General features: G+C 36.4%; 20 protein-coding genes. 2 read left to right on the top strand and 18 right to left on the bottom strand.

Annotated features, from left to right (window positions below):
- Window positions 1-4: 4 nt before the first annotated feature.
- The 11 genes from P0Y62_02695 to P0Y62_02645 form a co-directional block, all read right to left on the bottom strand.
- A complete protein-coding gene (locus P0Y62_02695; GenBank protein ID WEK70464.1) occupies window positions 5-2,272 on the bottom strand; it encodes a histidine kinase dimerization/phosphoacceptor domain -containing protein in 2,268 nt (755 codons plus the stop codon).
- Window positions 2,273-2,311: 39 nt separating this feature from the next.
- Entirely contained in the window at window positions 2,312-2,983 is a 672-nt protein-coding gene (locus P0Y62_02690; GenBank protein WEK70463.1) for a YoaK family protein, read from the bottom strand.
- 4 nt (window positions 2,984-2,987) lie between these two features.
- On the bottom strand, window positions 2,988-3,461 hold the full coding sequence (locus tag P0Y62_02685) for a DNA starvation/stationary phase protection protein (GenBank protein WEK70462.1): 474 nt from the start codon (window positions 3,459-3,461) through the stop codon (window positions 2,988-2,990).
- A gap of 1 nt (window position 3,462) precedes the next feature.
- A complete protein-coding gene (locus P0Y62_02680) occupies window positions 3,463-3,888 on the bottom strand; it encodes a DoxX family protein (protein WEK70461.1) in 426 nt (141 codons plus the stop codon).
- Between the two features lie 11 nt (window positions 3,889-3,899).
- On the bottom strand, window positions 3,900-5,789 hold the full coding sequence (locus P0Y62_02675; protein ID WEK70460.1) for an amidohydrolase: 1,890 nt from the start codon (window positions 5,787-5,789) through the stop codon (window positions 3,900-3,902).
- A 2-nt stretch (window positions 5,790-5,791) separates the two neighbouring features.
- A complete protein-coding gene (locus tag P0Y62_02670) occupies window positions 5,792-6,535 on the bottom strand; it encodes a M17 family peptidase N-terminal domain-containing protein (GenBank protein WEK70459.1) in 744 nt (247 codons plus the stop codon).
- Between the two features lie 391 nt (window positions 6,536-6,926).
- Window positions 6,927-8,279 (bottom strand): alginate export family protein, encoded by a 1,353-nt coding sequence (locus tag P0Y62_02665; GenBank protein WEK70458.1) that lies wholly within the window; start codon window positions 8,277-8,279, stop codon window positions 6,927-6,929.
- A gap of 54 nt (window positions 8,280-8,333) precedes the next feature.
- Window positions 8,334-8,966, bottom strand: coding sequence for a hydrolase (locus P0Y62_02660; GenBank protein ID WEK70457.1), 633 nt, complete (start codon window positions 8,964-8,966; stop codon window positions 8,334-8,336).
- Window positions 8,967-9,001: 35 nt separating this feature from the next.
- Window positions 9,002-9,910: an alpha/beta hydrolase gene (locus P0Y62_02655; GenBank protein ID WEK70456.1), complete on the bottom strand. Its 909-nt coding sequence runs from the start codon at window positions 9,908-9,910 to the stop codon at window positions 9,002-9,004.
- A gap of 116 nt (window positions 9,911-10,026) precedes the next feature.
- Window positions 10,027-10,512, bottom strand: a complete 486-nt coding sequence (locus P0Y62_02650) for a MaoC family dehydratase (protein ID WEK70455.1) — start codon at window positions 10,510-10,512, stop codon at window positions 10,027-10,029.
- A 29-nt stretch (window positions 10,513-10,541) separates the two neighbouring features.
- Complete coding sequence (locus tag P0Y62_02645; GenBank protein WEK70454.1) at window positions 10,542-11,363, bottom strand: alpha/beta hydrolase; 822 nt, start codon at window positions 11,361-11,363, stop codon at window positions 10,542-10,544.
- 655 nt (window positions 11,364-12,018) lie between these two features.
- On the opposite strand from P0Y62_02645, the gene P0Y62_02640 reads away from it, so the two are divergent.
- Together P0Y62_02640 and P0Y62_02635 are read left to right on the top strand one after the other, a co-directional pair.
- Entirely contained in the window at window positions 12,019-12,507 is a 489-nt protein-coding gene (locus P0Y62_02640; GenBank protein ID WEK70453.1) for a hypothetical protein, read from the top strand.
- A gap of 330 nt (window positions 12,508-12,837) precedes the next feature.
- Window positions 12,838-14,943 carry a S8 family peptidase gene (locus P0Y62_02635; protein WEK70452.1) on the top strand — a complete coding sequence of 702 codons (2,106 nt, stop codon included), beginning with the start codon at window positions 12,838-12,840 and terminating at the stop codon, window positions 14,941-14,943.
- 83 nt (window positions 14,944-15,026) lie between these two features.
- On the opposite strand, the gene P0Y62_02630 is transcribed toward P0Y62_02635, so the two are convergent.
- From P0Y62_02630 to P0Y62_02600, 7 genes are all read right to left on the bottom strand, one after another.
- Window positions 15,027-15,590 carry a Crp/Fnr family transcriptional regulator gene (locus tag P0Y62_02630; GenBank protein WEK70451.1) on the bottom strand — a complete coding sequence of 188 codons (564 nt, stop codon included), beginning with the start codon at window positions 15,588-15,590 and terminating at the stop codon, window positions 15,027-15,029.
- 743 nt (window positions 15,591-16,333) lie between these two features.
- Entirely contained in the window at window positions 16,334-17,152 is an 819-nt protein-coding gene (locus P0Y62_02625; GenBank protein ID WEK70450.1) for a helix-turn-helix transcriptional regulator, read from the bottom strand.
- Between the two features lie 445 nt (window positions 17,153-17,597).
- Window positions 17,598-18,125 carry an SRPBCC family protein gene (locus tag P0Y62_02620; protein WEK70449.1) on the bottom strand — a complete coding sequence of 176 codons (528 nt, stop codon included), beginning with the start codon at window positions 18,123-18,125 and terminating at the stop codon, window positions 17,598-17,600.
- An 18-nt stretch (window positions 18,126-18,143) separates the two neighbouring features.
- Complete coding sequence (locus P0Y62_02615) at window positions 18,144-19,013, bottom strand: SDR family oxidoreductase (GenBank protein WEK70448.1); 870 nt, start codon at window positions 19,011-19,013, stop codon at window positions 18,144-18,146.
- 170 nt (window positions 19,014-19,183) lie between these two features.
- Window positions 19,184-19,993 (bottom strand): helix-turn-helix domain-containing protein, encoded by an 810-nt coding sequence (locus P0Y62_02610; GenBank protein ID WEK70447.1) that lies wholly within the window; start codon window positions 19,991-19,993, stop codon window positions 19,184-19,186.
- Between the two features lie 157 nt (window positions 19,994-20,150).
- Window positions 20,151-20,300, bottom strand: a complete 150-nt coding sequence (locus P0Y62_02605) for a hypothetical protein (protein ID WEK70446.1) — start codon at window positions 20,298-20,300, stop codon at window positions 20,151-20,153.
- 74 nt (window positions 20,301-20,374) lie between these two features.
- Entirely contained in the window at window positions 20,375-20,920 is a 546-nt protein-coding gene (locus tag P0Y62_02600) for a DUF2652 domain-containing protein (protein ID WEK70445.1), read from the bottom strand.
- Window positions 20,921-21,157 lie beyond the last annotated feature (237 nt).

Raw genomic sequence — 21,157 nt, 5'->3', positions numbered from 1 at the left:
ACCTCTACTTCTCGTGTGAAGTTTCAATTTCTGTATTTTTTCTAAATGTAACGATGATCTTCAGACCATTCTTATTTTCGAGAGAAAAAGTTCCGTCTAACTGATCGGCAAGTCCTCTCATTAAATTCATTCCCAGGGATTCTGTTTCATCAATATCAAAATTCTCCGGCAAACCTATCCCGTCATCAGAAATAATCAGTTGGTAAAGATTTTTTTCTATATTTTTCAATGATACATATACTTCACCTTTTGTATTTTTGGGAAATGCATACTTTACGGTATTGTTAATCGCTTCATTCACAATAAGCCCCATTGGAACTGCCTGTGCTACGTCTAAATATACTTTTTCAGTATCCAAAATAAAATTGATATTCTTTTCTGATGAATAACATTCTTTGATATAGGTAATTAATTCATAAATATACCAGGACATATCGATCATTGAAAGATTATCCGACTGATATAATTTCTGATGAATCAGCGACATCGCATGCATTCTGTGCTGGCTGTTCTGGATTGCCATCAACGCATCTTCATTATCAAGATAAGCCGATTGTGTGTTGAGTAAGCTGATCACAATCTGCAGGTTATTTTTTACACGGTGATGGATTTCCTTTAGCAGCCATTCTTTTTCTGCAAGCAGTTTTTTAAGCTGCTCATTCTGTTTGTCTATCTGTTTTCTCTGTGATTCAAGCTCTTCACTTTTTTTCTTTTTAGTCCTGAAGCTGTTATACAAAAAAACTAAAAAAAGAACCAAAATAGTAACGCTTCCGATAAAAACATATCTTATAACCTTTTCATTCTGAATCTTAATTTCCTGCAATTTTCCCTGCTGTGTAAGCAACTTGATATTCTTGTCTTTTTTCTCTGTTTCAAACTGAAGCTGAAGGGCTGTTGACTGTTTTAGTTTTTCGAGGTTAAAAATAGAATCTTTAAATACCTGATGCTGCTTTAAATGATCAACAGCCGACTCATATTTCTTACTCGCAAAATCCGACTGAAACGATAAAAGCTCAACCTGTGAGTAAAAGACAAGATTATCTGATTTTTTAGCAAATTCTTTAAATTTTTCAATATATGGATAGGTCTTTTCAACCTGTCCTGATTGCTGTAAATAGATGATAATCCCCGTCAGTTTATAAAAAAGGCCAACGTCAGATTCATTGTATTTTTTAAGCATCTGTTCGTAGTATGGTTTTGCCTTTTCCGGCTGTTTCAGCATAGAATAGCAAACTGTAAAGATGAAAAGCTGTCTTATTTTAGTAATTTCATCGGGAGGAGGATAATTTTTTTCAGTACGCTTAAGTGTTCTTAATGCCGCAGGATAATTTTTTTTATGACAGTACAGTGAAGCAAGGTTATAGGTTATCGCATTGATATCACCTACATTTTTATGTTTTAAGGCAATATTCAAAGATTTTTCGAAATTGGAAAAAGCAAGATCAAACTTTAGAAGATCATAATAAGCAAGCCCCAAATGATTGTATATCGTACACCACTGATAGCTTTTATCATTAACTTCTTCTGCGGTTTTTTCTGCCATAAGTGCATACTGTAACGATAACTGAGCATTTTGTAAAACACCGTAATTCCCTGACATTAAGGTATAAACTCCCTGCAATTCTCTGAAACCGATAGACTTATAAATGGCTACGGCATTTTCAAGAACTTGCAAAGATTTTTGATTTTCCTGCACAAGACCATAATAATCTGCCAGATCTTTCAAAGCATCTGCCTGTTTTTTAAACGCTTTATTCTTCTTATAGAGCGGTACTGCAGCTTCAAGATATTGTATTTTCTTTTCTATATCTTCTTTTTCAAAACCGCCATAAGCGCAGAGTTCTTTGTAAACATCTGCTGTTACAAGTTCCAGATTGTTTTTTTTAACATATTGCAGAGCTTCATTGGCTTTTTCCTGTGCCTTTTTAGCATCTCCGCTTTCCCGCATGATCTGAGCTTCTAAAAGCAGGGCTTTCCCCAATCCCAATTTATAATCTATCTTCTGGCTCAGCTTTTTAGCCTCAATATTTGTTTTAGCTGCCTTGTCGATGTCTTCTTTTAATTCTCCTTCTTTATTCAGATAATAGCTGCTTAGCCTGATAAGTAATTCAACTTTCCGGTTATTATTTTCAGCATTTGAAATCTTTTTTTCAAGTTTCTGCGGATCGCCTTTTGCCTGAGCAGCCAAACGGACAGCCGAAAGCATGAAAATGAATATTAAACCTATAATATTCAATGATTTCCTGATAAAGAAAATGGGAATTCTATTCATTATTTAAAAATACATTGTTATGCAACCAATCCGTAAGATTTAATCGTTATTTTTACGATGATAAAGATAACAAATAATCATGGCAAATCCGGGAAGAACAAGCGTCGTTAAGCCGAATTGTTTCCCCGCATAAGCACCTAAAAAGCATCCCACCAGAAACCCGAGAATGGTAATTAATTGTTTTTTCATGCTCGTCCATGCTTCCGGATGATGAAAACCATTCTTCAAAAGAGTTCCGAAATCCAGCGAAGCCTGAGTAACGTTTCCCGTCATCATCGTGGTAGGACCATGCGTTTCTTTAGCATACAGCTTTCCGAAAGCATTCTGAAGCCCCATTGCAAAAACCGTCATCATCGTAACAAAATACACCATTGTCTGGGAAAATATACCGTTATAATCCAAAACAGCCACTAAAATTCCGGCCAAAACAAGTAACAGCCCTTCCAAAAATAAAATTGTATAATGGTTTAGTGCTTTTCCGGCAATTCGTCCGCCTGTAATGACCGCCAGGATAAACACAGGAAAAGTTAAAAGCTTTACCCATGCATTAATATCCGAACCTTTTACAAACTGATAAGCAAAAACGATAAAGTTTCCTGTAACATGGGCGGAGAAAATAGATTCCGCCGCCACAAAAGTTACTGTGTCACAATACCCTGCAATCATTGCCAGCAATAAAGTAACGAAGCCAATACTATGTTTTAATTCCATGTTTTTATTTTAAATGTGAACGAAGCATCCATGCCATTTTTTCATGGGTTTCCATTAATCCTGTAATATAATCGCTGGTTCCTGCATCTTTAAATTCAACTTCAAAATTTTCGATGCTTTCACGAAGATGGATAATGATACTGTCATGGTCTGAAAGAAGCTCTTTTATATACGTCAGGCTGTCATTAGATTGTAGAGGAGATTCGGAAAGATGGGTAAGTTCAAGATATTCCCTTAAAGTTGCCGGAGCATAATGTCCCAACGTTCTGATTCTTTCTGCCAAATCATCGATAATCCCGTCTAATTGCTGATATTGTGCTTCGAAAAACAGATGCTTGTTGTAAAAATCCGCACCTTCCACGTTCCAGTGTGCTTTTCTGGTTTTGGTGTACAATACAAATTCGTCTGCCAACGTTTTAATTAATACTTCAGCAACTTTTGCTAAATTTTCGTTTTTAATTCCAATTGATGTTTTCATTTTATAAAAGATTTAATAAATAATAATCGAGTGAATATTTTCCTGCGCCCAATGCAAGAATAAGTAATAATGATAAAGTGTACATAAACGGAACATCGCGAACTTCCAGAGAATCTTTTCTGTGAACCACAAAATATCCGATCGCTGTCACTCCAATCGTTGGCAACACGGCCAGTCTCGTTCCCAATCCCAAAATAATTAAAAAAGGAACGACCAAATCGGCGAAGGAAGCGACTAAAGCATTCATTTTATCAGGAAGACCAAGCGGATTAGGGATCACTTCCTTTTTTCCGTTTTCCAGCCTGAATTTCTTTAAGCCATGCACCATGAATAATTCAATTCCTAAAAAAACTCTAAAAGCCAGAACGGCAATATCATTGAACGATGAACCTAGATCTGATGTAAGGATCTGTTTTAAAATTTCCATAATTTTTTAGTTTAAAAAGCAAAACAGGAACATCCCAAAGCTCCCCAGAATGCATGGTAATTATTTACCGGAAGATTGCTCATTCTTGCATGATCGTGGTTGTGATTATGAACGTCACAACTTCCCGCACAACTATGAATCTGTGATGTGAGAGGCGCTTTTAATTGTGATTTTGCATTCTTTTCGATCTCTTTCCGGATGTGTCCTCCTTCAGGATAATAGCCGTTGTATAAATTCGCAGGCGACCAGTCCGGAAGTACAGGAATGGAAGGTGGCGCAAAGGTTGAAAATTCTCCTTTTGCATAAACAATTTTCCCGTCCACGACGGTCATTTCCGCTTCAATATTTTTGATTTCCTCGTCTTCAACAGTGAAATAATCTTTATTTAGAACAGCAAGATCAGCAAACATACCTACCTGAATATCGCCTTTTTTCTGCTGTTCCTGAGAAAACCATGCGCTTCCCTTTGTGTATAATTCCAAAGCTGTTGCTCTGTCTAATCTCGGTTCGTGATACAATTCAAGTCCGCCAACCGTTTTTCCAACCGTTAACCAATACATCGAAACCCAGGGATTATAGCTGCTCACTCTCGTCGCATCCGAGCCACCGCCGACAGGAACTTCCATATCGAGCATTTTTTTGACAGGCGGCGTGCTTTCTGCTGCTGCAGAACCATAACGATCCGTAAAATATTCTCCCTGATAAGCCATTCTGCTCTGAACCGCAATTCCTCCACCGAGCATTTTTACCCTTTCGATATTTTTTTCGTCAATCGTTTCAGCGTGATCAAAAATCCACGGCAATCCATTGAAAGGAATATCTCGGTTTACTTTTTCAAATACATTTAAAAACCGGGTAATACTTTCATTATAAGTCGCATGAAGCCTGAAAGGCCAACGGTTTTCGACCAACAAACGAACCACTTTTTCAAGATCAGCTTCCATATTTTCAGGTAAATCGGGTCTTGGCTGAAGAAAATCTTCAAAATCTGCCGCCGAAAATACCAACATCTCTCCTGCTCCGTTGTGACGGTACATATCATCGCCCTGATATAATTTTACGGTATCGATCCAATCGCTGAAATCCTCGAATTCATGTTTTGGTTTCTGAGTAAATAAGTTATAGGCAATTCTTACTGTCAGCTGTTTTTTTTCATTAAGTTCATTCACCACTTTATAATCATCGGGGAAATTCTGGAAACCACCTCCCGCATCTATGACACTTGTAATTCCGAAACGGTTCAGCTCTGTCATAAAATGTCTCGTGGAATTCAGCTGATGTTCGTAAGAAAGTTTCGGTCCCTGTGCTAATGTTGAATACAATATCATGGCATTGGGCGTGGCAATGATCATTCCTGTAGGCTCGCCGTTTGCATCTCTTTCGATATGTCCGCCAGCCGGAGCAGGTGTATTTTTATTAAATCCAACTGCTTTTAAAGCAGCCCTGTTCATCAATGCCCTGTCGTACAAATGCAGAATGAAAACAGGAGTTTCGGGCGCAATAGCATTAATCTCTTCCAAAGTTGGCATTCTTCTTTCCGCAAACTGAAACTCTGACCATCCGCCAACAACACGAACCCATTGCGGAGAAGGTGTTCTATCAACCTGATCTTTCAGCATTCTCAAGGCATCGGCCAAGGAAGGAACACCATCCCAGCGTAATTCAAGATTGTAATTTAAACCGCCACGAATTAAATGGATGTGAGAGTCGTTAATTCCGGGAACAACTCTTTTCTTTTTTAAATCAATAACTTTTGTTGATTCATCTGAAAATTGTTCTATTAAACCTTCATTCCCGACCGCAATTATTTTACCGTCTTTCATTGCTACTGCAGAAATTTCCGGTGTTTCTTTGTTAAAACTGTGGATTTTCCCGTTATGTAGAATAAGATCTGCTTTCATTGTTATTTGGTATTCAGTTTTGAGATCGCATCTTTAATTCCTCCGCCTGCTGTGGTAAAAAATGAGGGTCCTGCCAGTAAAATCAATTTTTCCAGCTTCATTTTCTCAGATAAATGTTTTTCGTTCAAATACGATTGAGCACGATATGCGTCAAATGCTCCCAAGACTACATTCTCTGCTACCAAAGCCGTGGGAGAATCTATTCCCGCATCTTTGATGTCGCTTGCAAAAGAGACCGTTTTTACCTGCAGTTTTAGAGCTTCTCTCATCGCTACACTTCCCACTTCTTTCATCAATTCCGCATCGAAGGAATTTCGGTTTCCCAATCCGATCAGCAGCAATTTTTTTGAAGATAAACTTCCTTTTGGAGGAGCAATTAATAATGTTTCCAAAGCATGTCCTTTGAATTTTCCGCTTTTTCTGACATCGGTGATGATTCCGTGCAGGGCTTCATCCAGATGTACCATTCCGTTCAGCTCTTTTGGAAGTGCCGGAGGATTGAAAATATCGCCTTCCGTATATTCGAATACACATGCGATCTGAAGATCTGCTGCGGCAGCTGAGGGCCCTTGAACAAGCCCCACAACAGAAACTCCGTCAACTGTTCCCCAAATTTTAGATGTTCCGATGGCTGTTTTCGTTTCCGTGGTTTGCGCGGAAACGAAACCTGTTGCTGAAGTCACTAAAATCAATGCAATGAACATTGTTTTAGACCAGCTGATGTATTTTGAAATTGATTTTTGCATAATTAAAATAATTTTTATTTAAAGTTAGAAAATCGCAAAGATTCCGGGTTATTTTTTAATATTACATTTTTTTTAAGCGCAAGGATGTTACCTGCTATGAAATAATTTGTTTTATTTTCCATTTTTACTAAATTTCTTGTGGAAAGATTCGAGCTGAGATTCAAATGGGACGACAAGCTTTGTGGTTATTTTCTGTTTTTAAATGGAAGACTACCACCCTAGCCCCGATTGCAGCATTTGTTTGAGCTCATTTTCTTTGTTTTCGGCTCGGCGGCTTCGCCGCCGAGCCGAAAACAAAGAAAATAGCGAGTGCGGAAAGCGGGATTAAGCTCCTTCATAAGTTTTTAAAGTAAGAGCGTTTAAGAGTTTTAAGTGTGACAATTTTTTATATTTAATATTTGAATCCTAACCGAATATTGTAAAAAATACCATTTTTCGCATCCGGAATAATATCCTCGATAAAAGCACCTTTATGAAAATACTGAATCCCGCTCACCAAAGAGAAATATCTATTAAAACTGTATGTGAAATTGGTTAAATAAGCTGTTCCGATATATCTTTTGCCTGAGCTGCTTCCGGGGCGGTTCAGCATTCCACTTGGACGATAAACCCCGTCATTAAGGGAATAACGCCAATTAAAAACAACATCTGCCTGCATTTTCAGTTTTGAAGTTAAATCTAAAGTCGCATAGGGATGAATGTCTATTAAATTGACAGGTCCAACCTGCGGACTGAAGCCAAAATAACCGCCTTTCGGATACAAAGGATTAAATGTGTTCATCTTATTATCTCCTTTAGACTTATCTCCTGAAATATAATCGTTTCGCAAGTTGATGCTCGGCCTGAATTTTATATTTTCAAACAGATATCCGACATCGGCAGAGCCCGTCCATGCGCTGATATTTTCGTTTCCGAAAGTACCGAACTGATAAGCTGCTTCCAGATTGTAAATAAATCCACCACCGTATTTCCAGAGTCTTCCGCCGATTGTATGACGCTTTTCTTTGGCAGTTCCCACTTCAAAAACAGATTCGTCCCTACGGATTCCAAGGTAATAAAGATCGAGATTTCCGGCTTTAGGAATAATTATTTTGGAATAAGCTCCCCAAAGATTAAGCTGCTTTGAGATTTTATTATCAAAAACTCCTGTGTTGATACTATCTGCCATCATAGCAAATACATCCACAGAAACATTCTTATGAGAGAACATTGCTTTGGCTCCGGTAAAAGAAAGTCGTACATTCGGACCTTCGCGCACAGAAATTAATCTTCCCGAACCGTAATCCAGTTCCTGCCGCCCTACTCTTATTGTAAGTTTCTGGTCTGTTCTGTGAATCACATCAGCATCAAGAAATAAATTCTGAACATTCAGCTGATCCTCGTCGATACCTCTGGAACCATTCTTCCTTCCATTCTGCAAAGCACTTCTCAGCTGTGAAAATATCCTGATGTTTTTCCCGATATGAAAATCTGCATGAAGATCGTACCGCTGCAGCAAAAAGTTGTTGTGTCCTATATTCAGTCTTCCCCAATCTTCGTTGTTGAAATCTACATATTCATATCTTGCCTCCCCTCCAAACGAAAGATAAATATCTTTTTTATTGTTAAGCGGAAGAAATTTAATCCTGTTATAAAACGTTTCTGACGAATCTTTTAAATATTCATAATTTTCATCGTAACGCAGAAGCTTGAAACTTTGTGCCGAAAAGTTTTCTGAAAAACAAAATATAAGCAGGATTAACATTTTGAGGAATACTATGAAATGTGCAGATCTCAACACTGAATGAATGATTTTATATTAATGTTTGATCATGTTATGAGCGTAGTGAATTCCTAATCCGTAAGAACTTCCGTATTTCTTCATTAGATTTGTTACCGGAACATAGGTTTCCTGACGCGCCCAGTCTCTCTGAAGTTCCAGAATATACTGAATGGATGTCATCGGTTTTACTCCTGAATGGATCATTCTCTGTACTGCTCTTTCGTGCGCCTCATCGCTTACATCACCGCAAGCATCGGTAATTACATACACATCATAACCTTCCTCCAGTGCAGATAATGCAGGACCCACGATACAAACACCTGTCCACAATCCTGCGAAAACCAGCTTTTGTTTCTGCGTTCCCACGATCGCTTTATAGGCTGCTTCATCTTCCCAAGTATTCATGGTTGTTCTGTCGATGTAACCTGAAGTTGCCATAGGGTATGCTTCCTCGATTTCCGGGAAAACCGGCCCCGAAAAGCTTTCTTCTGCAACAGTCGTTACAATAGTAGGAATATTGAATATTTTTGATGCTCCGCAAAGAACTGCTACATTGTTGCGAAGTTCGTTCATAGAAATACTTTTGGTAGCAAATGCCATTTGACCTTCAAAATCAATTAATACCAATGCATGGTTTTCAGGAGAAAGTAGTTTGGTTGATGGTTTCATAAAAGTTTATTTAGATATTATTTTCCATTTTATATTTATTGCTTAAGAAATTTCAATAGTTCTTCATTGAATTTGTCTTTTTCTTCAAGGAACAGTGCATGTCCGCTGTTTTCAAAAGGAATTAATTTTGAGCCTTTAATGGCTTTATTCATCTGCTCTGCCAAAGCATAAGCCACAATTCTGTCCTGTTTAGCCTGCATAATCAAGGTAGGAATTTTGATCTTAGGCAAATCGCTACGAAGATCTTCGTCCCTCAAAGCAATTAAAGCCTGTTCCATTGCATAAGCAGATGACTGCATTTCGATTCCTCCTAGCCAAGCTCCTACGCCCGGTGAAACAGAAGTTGCGGATAAAACGAATCTTTCGCCGATCGTGTTCAGTAATCCCGGTCTGTCAACGCTTACAAGGTCTGCCCATTTGGTAATGTCTTCTTTTGTAAATAACGGATAGGGATAATCTGGCTTTTTGGTATGAACAGGGGCTGCAGCAGCGAACAATGCTAACTTGCTAACATGAGCACTGTTGTATTTTGCCACGTAATGCAAAGCAATCGCTCCGCCCATAGAATGTCCTCCCAACGTAGCATCTTTAATATCCAGTTTGTCCAAAACAGTTTTGATATCGGAAGCAAACTGATCATAATCGTACTTTCCATAAGGTTTATCCGACTGTCCGAATCCTCTTAAAGTGATTCCTATAACACGGTAACCTGCTTTAATTAAAGGAAGATACTGATACTCCCAGGAAACATCACTTACCGGGTAACCGTGAATTAAAACAACGGGCTTACCCTCTCCAAGGTCTGTCACATGAAGCCTTACATTAGGTTCAACTTCGATATATTCTGCTCTGGCTTTTGTAGATTTCGCTGTATTTTGAGCATTAATGCCGGTAAAGAATACCGTTGATAATAAAACGGCACCGAAAATTGATTTTATTTTCATAATGATGATATTTAATGGTTGATTTTTAACAGATTCATTGAAAATTGTCAGTGTTGAATCCGCTGCCGTCTTTAAAAGTCTTCCATTTAAATAAGACAGCAGATTCAAAAAAGAATTTATCTTTTAAGTAAATATTTATGCTGACCTTCCAAAACGAGTTCAGATTTTTGATTATAAACCGTCACTTTTGTAGTAACAATACCTTTATCTTCCTGCGGCGTTAAATCGGTAATCGTTAATGAAGAATACAGCGTATCTCCTGAATGAACCTCTTTCAAAAAACTACATGACAATTCTAAAAAAGCAATGAAAACATTTCCAAAGTAATGAGGCAAAAGTGTTGCTCCCGGCGCGGTAAAAGCCAATACCTGCAAACCATGAACTACAGGAGCATCATGACCATATCTTTTTGCGTATTCCGCATCATAATGAATCGGGTGATTATCACAGGAGACCGTTTGAAAAGCTGAGGCATGTGCATCAGTAAGAGTCCTGCTTGGCGCTCTGAAAACTTCTCCTACTTTCAGTTGATCGAATGTACGAGCAGGAACAACTGAAAAATCTTCAGGATTAAATACTGATTCTATGTTTGAATTTTCCATAGTTTCTTTGAATTTAAATTAAATGATGATTATTCAGTGATGAATTCCAACAGATCTTTATTGATGGTTTCATGCTCTGTAGTCGGCATTCCGTGAGGGAAACCGGGATACGTGATCAGTTTTCCGTTCTTTAATAATTGAATTGATTTTAATGCTGCATTGGCAATAGGAACAATCTGGTCATCTTCACCATGCATCACCAAAACTGGAATATCCACCGCTTTAAGATCTTCCCTGAAATCTGTTTCAGAAAAAGCTTTGATTCCGTCATAATGAGCTACAATTCCTCCCATCAATCCCTGTCTCCACCAGTTTCTCTGAACTCCGTCTTTTACATTTGCTCCTTCTCTGTTGTACCCGTAGAAAGGAAAAGTAAGATCAAAATAAAATTGATTTCTGTTGTTCATCGTCTGATCTCTGATGTTGTCGAAAACTTCAATAGGAACTCCATCAGGATTGCTTTCACTTTGTACCATGATTGGCGGAACTGCACTGATCAAAACCGCTTTCTTAGCTCTTCCATTGGCATATTTGTTTACATAACGGATCACTTCTCCGCCGCCTGTAGAGTGACCAATGTGAATTACATCTTTCAGGTCTAAGAATTCAACCAGCTCTGCAGCATCAGAAGCATATTGCTCAATCGTATGGTTATAAATATTCTGGCTGGATCTTCCGTGGCCTCTTCTGTCATGCGTAACAACTCTGTAACCTTTCTTTAAAAAGAAAATTACCTGCGCATCCCAATCATCTGAAGATAAAGGCCATCCGTGGTGAAACATCAGTACCGGTCCTTCGCCTTGGTCTTTGTAAAAAATCTCTGTTCCGTCCTTTAATGTTAATTTGCTCATTGTTGTAAATTTTATTTGAATTAATAATTAAACTTATGAGCATAATACCAAAAAACAACCCAAAATAACAAAGCATCTGTTTTTCAATATATTATTAAAGAAAATCCATAAATCCCACTACGGAATAACGTAGTTTTATGATCTATTCATAAATATTTACATAAAAAGTATATGAACTTAATTATATTTCTCACCATAATACACCGATTTTTCAAAGCTCCTGCACAGTACTTCCTGACATTTATACTCTTTCCACTTACTTATATTTAGTCTTATAAGATCGGTATAGGAAATATACTCCACAGCCGTAATATTTTCATTAAAATCTAGTTTAAATAGCAACAGAAGAAAACTGATACTGTAGATATTACAACCATATTTTCTTAGTAAATGTTATCCTTTTTAATTTTATAAATAGGATCTTCTTTATGACCATTGACCTAATGATTATGAATCTCCATTAATTTTAAACCATTAATTATTAATTTTTTTGGTACCTAGAATTATTTTGTTACCTACAAATTTTTATAATGTGCTTATTATTTCACCAATAACTTTTCAGTGATTTCTGATTTTCTGATTTCTTTTAAAACAACAAATCACAACAATAAATTGGCCTTAAAATTGTTTTGTAGATGAAATAATATATCTAAAGATGAGAAATGTAAGTTTAGTAATGGCCATGTCAATCGGGTTGTTTATCACAACAACAGGCAGCTTCAACGCTCAGCGATATGAAGACGATAAAAGGTATTGGAAAGACCGCAAAGAGGCCGATAAGGAAAGGTCTAAATATTATAAGGAACGTGATAAAGAAAGAGATAAGTATTACAAAGAGGCTTATAAAGAGAGAAAAGAATATTATAAAGAAGGCCATAAACACGGTTTTCCAAGATGGGCAGAAGTCCACAGATATGATTCACGCCATCACGTATACTTCAAGAATTATAATACTTTTTATGATCCTTACCGCAGAGGCTATGTCTTTCAGGATCGCGGAAGATGGAGATTTTCACCGGAAGTGCCGTCATTCTTAGTCGGAATTGATCTAGGAAGAGCTCAAATCCGTATTATAAAGGATATTCCGATCAGTCGACATCCTGAAGATTTTTATTATGACTATGAACAGGACTACTGGAATTAGTCATATCCCATGAGTATATATTTTATTAAAGCCATCCAATTTGGGTGGCTTTTTATATGCATAAACAATAAAACACAATATTCAATTAATTATTAATTACAAAAACAAAATATTATTGATCAATTCGGAAAATCAATAAATCTGATCGGGAAATTTGAAATTATAAAAAAAAAATGACCTGTAATTTAGCCTTAATAAATAAAACCTCCATTTGAAAAATCCCCCTTCCTCAAATTAAATAGTTCTTATGATTAAAATGGAACTTTATTATATGAGAAACTGAATACAATGACTTCAATAATTATACTAACCCTCTAAAAAACTAACTTTATGAAGAAACCTTTACTTTTAGTAAGCGCATTAGCTGTCACTTTAATCAATGCACAGAATAATGAGGCTTTAAATAAAGAATTTGCAAGACAAAACAAAGAGAACAATGAAAATTTTGATGCCTATATTTCAAGAGTATACGGAACAAACATCGATCCTGAAAAGCAAAAAGAGATCGGAAAACTAAGAGCCTCTTTGGCCGGATTTAATTTCGGAATTCCTTATTTTCTGAAATCCCATGATACCCGACAGCTTCTCAACGCCAATTCCGACCTATTGAATACTGCCGGAAATATTGCTGGATTAGCAGGAGCTTTCAATGGTGAAAATATCAAATATACTATATTTGATGGAGGGCGAGTATATTCTACGCATGTATCTTTCAATAATGCATCCGGAAGAATTACCAATAAAGAAGCCTCTACAGAAAGCTTTTCAGACCATGCCACCGGAGTGAGCAGTTTTATCGGCGGAAGAGATGTGACTTTATCAAGTAATAATGTCCCGGTAGGAAATGCTAAAGGGGTTGCCATCAATTCAACAATAGACAGCTATATGTTTAATACCACCACTCTACCGGGTAACAGCTCAACGAGTACCATATTCCAAAAAATACTGATTGCCCAGCCCAACATTTCCAATCATTCTTATGGAATTGATACCGGCTGGATTGAAGAATATGATGCCAGCGGAAATCTGGATTACTTTCTGTACAACGGCTCTAAGTCCGGCAACACATTCTATGATTATCAGGGAACCTACAACACCGATGATCGTAACTATGATATGATTGTGTATAATAATCCTTCTTATATCATTGTAAAGTCTGCAGGAAATTCTTATGGATCAGGTCCTGGAGGAACGGGTTCTACCGCTCCTAAATACTACAGAACAGGAGCAGGAACAGCTTCTTTTAGCACCACAGATACATTACCCCCAAATAATTGTGCTCTAGGTTATGATTGTATTGGAAACGGCTCCCTTGCAAAGAATATCATTGTAGTTGGAGCAACCGATATCATAACAGGCAATAACAACCGTTACAATGCAGCCACTGATGTTGTTCATTCCAACTACAGCAGTGCGGGGCCAAGAGATGATGGAGGAATCAAACCGGATATTTCCACAGTAGGTACGAATGTCTTGTACGCTGCAACGGTTAACAGTGCCGGAAATTCGACCTGGACGGCAGGCAGCGGAACCTCTTTTTCCGGGCCTATTGTAACAGGTATTATCGGTCTCTGGACTCAAATACACAAGCAATTGTTCAACAATGCATTGTTAAATGCTTCGTCAGCAAAAGTACTTACCATTCACTCTGCATCAGAAGCCGGCAATGTCGGTCCGGATCCTCATTTTGGCTGGGGCTTTATCAATGCCAAAAAAGGCGCTGAACTCCTGGTCGGAAAATCTAACAACACGGTCATCTTCAAAGATGAAACATTAACTAGTGGTGGAAAAAATTCTACAACAGTTAAGGCTTCGGGATCAGAACCTTTGAAGGTAACCATCAGCTGGATTGATCTTCAATACAATATCAATTTCCAGTCTGTATCTGATGTTTTTAATAATAGAACATCAAGGCTTGTTAACGATCTTGACGTAAGAATAATCGATACAACGAACAACACCATTTATTATCCCTGGAAACTTAATGCCAATAGCCCAATGACCCCTGCAACCAAAGCAGATAACACTGTTGATAACGTTGAACAGGTTGTATTGGATGCCCCGGTAGCAGGCAGAAATTATAGAATAGAGGTCACCAACAAAGGTACATTGGTAAATAATGCCGGAGCTTCCGCACCACAAAATTATTCCATTATTGTAACAGGGTTTAACGAAGTATTGGGCACTAAAGATATCGTAGCCTCCACTAATGAAATCATTATTACTCCAACACTTACCAAAGACATCATTAATATCTTTAAAGCGCCGAGAAAGTCAACGTTCACAGTTTATGACCTGTCCGGAAAGAAGCTTCAGAGCGGAGTCATCAGTAATGAACAGGAAACCATTAATGTTTCCTCTTACCTCAAAGGAATTTATATCGTGGAGGTAAAAACTGATAATGGTATAATTTCTAAAAAAATCATCAAGGAGTAACACTCATAGTAATATCATAACAAAAGACAGAATACTAAGATTTCTTAGTATTCTGTTGTTATAATAAAAGGTAACTCAAACCTTTAAGGGTGCTTTAGCCGACTCAAGGCCTCCCTCGATATCCCCAAATATGATGCAATCAAAGTTTTGGGCAGTCTCTGTAAAAGTTGGGGAGTCAGATGATGCAATCGATTGTATCTTTCCTGTGGATTTTTTTCCAATAGCATCAAAATACGCTGCTGAAGTGCCACATACCCCATATTTGATTTTTTCCTGAAGAAATCAGAAACCGTATGCATTTCCCTACAAAGCTTTTCTTTATTTTCCCGTGATAATACAAGCAGCTCAGAATCTTCAATACAATCTATCGAAATGGTAGCCAATGTTTTATTATTATAAGCCTGATAATCGGATATCCACCAGTCTTCCATTGCAAACTGCAGGATATGCATTTTCCCACCTTTATTAATATGATACGCCTTAAGCAGCCCATTGATTACCCAATAATCATTGGCCACTTCATCATCTTCCTGCACAAGAAATTGATGCTTACGAAGCTTTTTAATAGAGAACATTGAAAAAATATAGTCAAATTCTTCATCTTTTAAAGGCGTAATTTTTTCTATATGCTGCCGGAAAGTATTCATGAGTTATTAATTGAGAAGATAAATTTATCTATTTATAAAATTCCAATAAAAAAATTATGGCATCCGATGAGCATCCCACTCTATTTTCCTGATGCTTATTCTAAAAACAAAAAGACGGGACAAGCCCGCCTCGACTAATAAAAAGACAAAAACTTCATCTTTACAACTTTAAGGTATATACTCTCGGCACCCCAATAAAAATATTGCCTTTTATCAAATCCGTTAAAAGCAGAATATAACATGCCTGTTCCGTTATAAAGTGAAACTCTTATTTTCTTGATACCCGGCAAAGTATTTAGAATTAAGTGGAAAATGAAAACAACAATCCGATCCTAATCTATACTTTCCGTTGGACTTGTTTTATATTATTATTTTATTTACTAAGCTAAATTACAGGTCATTTTTTTATTATGATTTTAAATTTCCCGATCAGATTTATCGATTTTCCGAATAAACAGCTTTTTATATTAAATTTAATTCAATAAAAAAGACGGATAACTCCGTCTCGCGTTTAACTTAATCTATAAAAATCTATTGGTTGAAAAAGATCTTTATTGTGTTACAGAAATGAAAAGACTGCTACCGTAAACAGTTATCCTATCCATTTCAGTCCTTTTAACAAGGATAGATTTATCAATGGCCAATCATATATTTCTTTAGTCTGATAGTACAAAGCTACGCCCAATTATTCTATAAAAGTTTCAAATTTCCCGAACGGATTTATCAATTCCCTGAAATACTATTCAGATTATACTTTTAATATCTATATTGAGCTGTTTAGGTGTTTTTCCGGTATTTTTCTTAATAAAAGAACTGAAATTAGACGGACTGTTAAAATTTAATTCATAACCTATTTCAACAATAGAATGCGTTCCCAGCAACATCAGCCTTTTTGTTTCCTTAACGACTTCTTCATTAATCAGGTTCAACGGAGTCTTTCCAAAATTCAGTTTACAATGATAGTTTAATGTATCAACACTTACATACAGCATATTGGCATATTCCACAACATTTCTTTTGTCTTTTATGTGCAGACTCAGCAACTCGAGGAAGCGGGCCGCGAGCTTAGTGTTTTTTGTTTGTGTTACGCTATGCTTTTCGATCAGGTGTATCAGAATAATTTGGAGATAGCTGTAAGATTTGAACATAGCCAGGCTGGACGCTCCTTCCTGCTTAATTATTTTATCCATATGTTCTATCAAAGAGTACAAATGGAAAAAATCGGTTTCCGAAATCTGAACTTTAGGCTGTTTAAATAAAAGATGATGAAATTCTAAAGGAGACATATGAGCAAATATATCTTTCCCGAACTGAATAATCTTTCCTTCGGCAAGACCTCTGTTAAGCAAGTGAACCTGCCCGGGCTGTATGATAAATACAGAAAGGTCTTCTAATGCAAATCTTTGATCATCTATTAATTGAGACCCACCTCCTTTTTGAATAAAAAGAATCTCAAAATAATCATGCTTATGTATTTTCGTAAAATCATACGGATTATTATAATCCAGTGATTCAACAAATAAAAGTCTGCTTGGATGGTATAATGATACGATCTTCATCATGTTTAATCATTAGTAATTAGCAATATTGATAATACTGAGCTTCATAAAAAACGTAAGAAAACGAAATCTTTGAAATTACCTAGCATTTGATGAAATACGATCCTGATAATTGATCACAATTCTTCATGTACAGCTTTTTAACGGGATGAAATGAAGGAATGATTATAAAAGCCCCTTCAGAATTCACATTCTATTTTATATTTTTTTTAATACACCCCTAATTTCAACAATGATATTCATTTAATTTAACACAAAAAAACCAATAAACCCATATCAAAACACAGTACTTAAACAAAAAAAATAAAAATAATTCAAAAAAGCAAACATTTGGATCACAAAATAAATGTGATCTGAATCACACAACACTATATTTAATCCGGGAGCAAACACAGGAATGTTCCCGGATTAAAATATAATGAAGAAGACACCATATCGTTTTTAGAATCTATTTTTTTTCTGATTGGATTTTAAGATTCTTTAACCAGGTTTGCAATGAGCTTTCCAAACCTTTTTGAAATGTCCCTTTTAATAGAGATACCAACCATCCTTCCATGCTTTCCTCAACACTCACAATTGTTTTCCCGTTATGTTCTGTAAAAGTCCAATTATGTATAGCAAATGCCCCGAAAGCTTTACCTGACCAACCGATCTTATGTCCGGGCAATACAGTATGAAGGGTGGAATGAATGGTTAAACCGCCACTTTTCCAATCAAAGGAATTTCCTTTCCGAAATGGACCATTCAGCTTAGGGTCCTGAACATCACCATGCCATTCCGACCAATGATCTATATCACTCATAATTTGATATACCTTCTGAGGAGGCGCATCTATTGTAATTTCCTGATAAGTTTTTACCGGTGCTTCTTTATTGATAGATTCTGATACTGTATAAGAGCTGAATACTTCCAGCAGAGCAATAGTTACTGCAAGTGTGCCTACTATTAAAATAAGACTATAAACTAACATTTTCATTTTTTAACCTTTAATAAATTATTTGAAAAATTTTAAATGATCCTGAACAAATTGTTCGAAGCCAATTGCAGGATTTCCTGTTATATCATGAACAGTATTGAAAACTTCAGAGGCCTCTCCTCTTCCATAATGAGCATAATCTTCGATCAGCCCTCCTGTTTGCCATTCCGGAAATCCTGCAGCAGTTAATGCGCCCCGTAACTGTTCTGAATTTAAATCTACATAGGTAATCTTAGTTTCCAAGATTCGGGAAAGTATTTCTGCCATTTGAAAATGCGTGAGAGATTCCTCTCCAGTTATATTATAGATTTTGTTTTCATGTCCGTTCTCTGTTAGTGCCTTTGCTGCCACTCCTGCAATATCCCGGATATCAACTGCACTTACGGAAGCATTTCCCAATGAGCCATAAAATTTTCCTTCGTATTTAATGGAATGTCCAAATGCTATAAGGCCCTGCATAAACAAATTAGGACGTAAAAAAGTATAATCCATTCCCAACTCCCTGATTCGGTTCTCAACAGCGGCATGATATCTGAGGAAACGTACCGGAGAGTTTTTGTCAGCAGCCAGCTGAGATAATTTCACAATATGTTTTACCCCGGCTTTATATGCCGCATTGACAAAATTGAGCTGAAGTTCTTCAGCATACTCTGAAGAGTTTGTCAGCAAAAATGCTTTTTCGATTCCCTGCAACGCCTGAACAAGACTGTCACTGTCTGACAGATCACCCACCACGGTTTCAGTCTGTGGCAAATTCGCCATCAGATCTGCCTGATCGTTGTTTCTAACAAGGGCTCTAAAAGAGACATTCATATTCACCAATTTTTTAACGAGTTGTGTACCTACACTTCCTGTTGATCCTGTAATTAAAAGATTTGCTTGTTTCATAAAACTGTTTTTTTTAATACCTCAAAATTCGGTGTATCGAAGGATTTAAAATTGTAAGAAAACGAAGTATCCTTTTAATGCACATATCAGTAAAAACAACATAAATAAGCCGAACCAATTATACTATTGATCAGCATATACTATTTATAAAAAAAATAATGAGTGTCCGGTTAGTTTTTAGGATCACATATGGACTCCTGGAATTTCAGGTATTTTGAAGGACTTAGATGAATGTAATGCTTAAAGTCCTTAATAAGCTGGCTTTGATCGTAATAACCACATTCATTGATGATATCAAACCAGTTTACTTTGATATTCTGACCGGAAATGGTCTGGATAATCTGAATTGCCTTTAGAAAACGTTGATACCGATAGATTTCTTTAGAACTATAGCCAAAATGTTTTTTATGGTTCGTTTGCAGCGCTCTTTCAGATAATTGGTTCCTTTTGGAAATTTCCTTTATCGGGCTGAAAGTAGTCCGGTCGAAACAAGCAATCTGCTCAGCAATCTCGTTACGGTTTCGTAAATAGGGCTGACAAAAATCCAGCAACGACTGAATCCGCCCCTCATTAGTATCGATCTCTTTCAAGACAGACCAAAGGGCTGTAAAACAATCCTGATGCAACAATTCATCAGGGTGTATCGCTAAGCCTTCTGCCAAATCTGCATTTCCAAAAAACCTAAAAAAAGCATCATCTTTAAAATTGCAGACCAGAATTTCTGCACCCGCCGGAAGCACATAGTTAAAAGCCTGTTTTATAGGACCCAGTACAATGCATTTTTCAACCTTAATCTTTTCCTGATTTTTAGAAATAAACGACGCAGGAATACCAAAACTGAAAATCATTATAGTCTGGTAGGAAGGTAAAAGTGTTTTTTCTATAGCTTCTTCCGATCCATTTTCAGCAAAATAAAAGTGGGAGAAAACATCTTTAAATGTTGAAGGAGCTGAAATTCGGTAACTCTTATAGCCTTTCATCTTTTCCAAGTTTTAGAAATAAAAATGTCAATTACATCTATTCCCGTTTTCAAATATAATTTAAGAACAACAAATATATCTAATTTTTATCATATTGATAATAAAAAGCCATTGATAAATAATTATCAATGGCATCGACAGGTTATAGTTCAGGAAATCAATCCCAAGCCATAAAACCTTCATAAGCAAAGTAAATCACGGCTGTATAAAAACTATATTTGATAAGTTTCTTTACAATCTTATAGCTTTTAAATACTATTGGGTTATAAGCCGATTTGTCGAAATTTGTTTTTACTGTCTGTTCCATTTTTCTTTTGTTTGTTGTTTGTTGTTTGTTGTTTGTTGTTTGTTGTTTGTTGTTTGTTGTTATAAATTGTTTTGTTACTGATAATTAATGTAAAAATATTCCTGCTCTTTTTCAGGCTTTGTTTTTGAATCAAAAGCATTGGTCATCAATACATAAGTATTGCTTTTTATATTGTTTTTCAAAAGTGTATGTGCCTTGATGATTGGTTCACCATATAGTTTTTTAAAGCTTCCGATGGTATATTCAGAAAAGGTTCCGTAATGTGCTATTAACTTTAATGATAAGTTTAATTTATGTCCCATGATAGCTTCTATATCTTCAAGTTTCCTATTAAAGCTTTCCAGCATTGTTTCATACAGTTTTAAAATTTCCTCTCTTGAAAGCTTTTTACCGAATTTGTAAAACAGGATAGCATCTCCCTCGATTTCAGATATATCCATTCCGATTCTATTGGCGTTCAAAATCGAAGAAAGCAGTTCTTTGATGATATAACGCCCGGCTTCTATACAGATACTTTTTACAAACTCTGTATAACCGCTAATGTCAGGAATTATTACCGTTCCTTTTTCAGTACGTATCTTTTCGCTTTCTGATAAATATTGTTGGTATAAATATTCCATGGTATTTTTTCTTTTCTGATACAAATGTAAAGACATGCTTATAGCAAAAATTGTAAGAAAACGAAAGTGATTAATGCTAGAATATTCGAATATAAAATCTATTTTTGAGAAGTAAATTCATAGTTATGGAAATGCATAATATTGAATTTCAGAAGAAAGAGTAATACATTTAGAACAATACAAAGAAAAAGTGCAAAGCCCGCAACCATCGCTTAATCATTGTATTCTCATCAAAAA

The organism is Candidatus Chryseobacterium colombiense (assembly GCA_029203185.1).
GTDB lineage: Bacteria > Bacteroidota > Bacteroidia > Flavobacteriales > Weeksellaceae > Chryseobacterium > Chryseobacterium colombiense.
The sequence above is the reverse complement of the archived record's forward strand: the minus strand, read 5'-3'. Positions and strand labels throughout refer to the sequence as shown.

Bases quoted from the DNA above. Each gene is read 5' to 3' on its own strand.
- P0Y62_02645 (WEK70454.1), bottom strand. From the start codon at position 11,363: ATGAGCAAATTAACATTAAAGGACGGAACAGAGATTTTTTACAAAGAC.
- P0Y62_02600 (WEK70445.1), bottom strand. From the start codon at position 20,920: ATGGAATATTTATACCAACAATATTTATCAGAAAGCGAAAAGATACGT.
- P0Y62_02660 (WEK70457.1), bottom strand. From the start codon at position 8,966: ATGAAACCATCAACCAAACTACTTTCTCCTGAAAACCATGCATTGGTA.
- P0Y62_02625 (WEK70450.1), bottom strand. From the start codon at position 17,152: ATGATGAAGATCGTATCATTATACCATCCAAGCAGACTTTTATTTGTT.
- P0Y62_02675 (WEK70460.1), bottom strand. From the start codon at position 5,789: ATGAAAGCAGATCTTATTCTACATAACGGGAAAATCCACAGTTTTAAC.
- P0Y62_02685 (WEK70462.1), bottom strand. From the start codon at position 3,461: ATGAAAACATCAATTGGAATTAAAAACGAAAATTTAGCAAAAGTTGCT.
- P0Y62_02605 (WEK70446.1), bottom strand. From the start codon at position 20,300: ATGGAACAGACAGTAAAAACAAATTTCGACAAATCGGCTTATAACCCA.
- P0Y62_02630 (WEK70451.1), bottom strand. From the start codon at position 15,590: ATGAATACTTTCCGGCAGCATATAGAAAAAATTACGCCTTTAAAAGAT.
- P0Y62_02615 (WEK70448.1), bottom strand. From the start codon at position 19,013: ATGAAACAAGCAAATCTTTTAATTACAGGATCAACAGGAAGTGTAGGT.
- P0Y62_02610 (WEK70447.1), bottom strand. From the start codon at position 19,993: ATGAAAGGCTATAAGAGTTACCGAATTTCAGCTCCTTCAACATTTAAA.
- P0Y62_02650 (WEK70455.1), bottom strand. From the start codon at position 10,512: ATGGAAAATTCAAACATAGAATCAGTATTTAATCCTGAAGATTTTTCA.
- P0Y62_02695 (WEK70464.1), bottom strand. From the start codon at position 2,272: ATGAATAGAATTCCCATTTTCTTTATCAGGAAATCATTGAATATTATA.
- P0Y62_02680 (WEK70461.1), bottom strand. From the start codon at position 3,888: ATGGAAATTTTAAAACAGATCCTTACATCAGATCTAGGTTCATCGTTC.
- P0Y62_02665 (WEK70458.1), bottom strand. From the start codon at position 8,279: ATGTTAATCCTGCTTATATTTTGTTTTTCAGAAAACTTTTCGGCACAA.
- P0Y62_02620 (WEK70449.1), bottom strand. From the start codon at position 18,125: ATGAAAATGTTAGTTTATAGTCTTATTTTAATAGTAGGCACACTTGCA.
- P0Y62_02655 (WEK70456.1), bottom strand. From the start codon at position 9,910: ATGAAAATAAAATCAATTTTCGGTGCCGTTTTATTATCAACGGTATTC.
- P0Y62_02640 (WEK70453.1), top strand. From the start codon at position 12,019: ATGAGAAATGTAAGTTTAGTAATGGCCATGTCAATCGGGTTGTTTATC.
- P0Y62_02690 (WEK70463.1), bottom strand. From the start codon at position 2,983: ATGGAATTAAAACATAGTATTGGCTTCGTTACTTTATTGCTGGCAATG.
- P0Y62_02670 (WEK70459.1), bottom strand. From the start codon at position 6,535: ATGCAAAAATCAATTTCAAAATACATCAGCTGGTCTAAAACAATGTTC.
- P0Y62_02635 (WEK70452.1), top strand. From the start codon at position 12,838: ATGAAGAAACCTTTACTTTTAGTAAGCGCATTAGCTGTCACTTTAATC.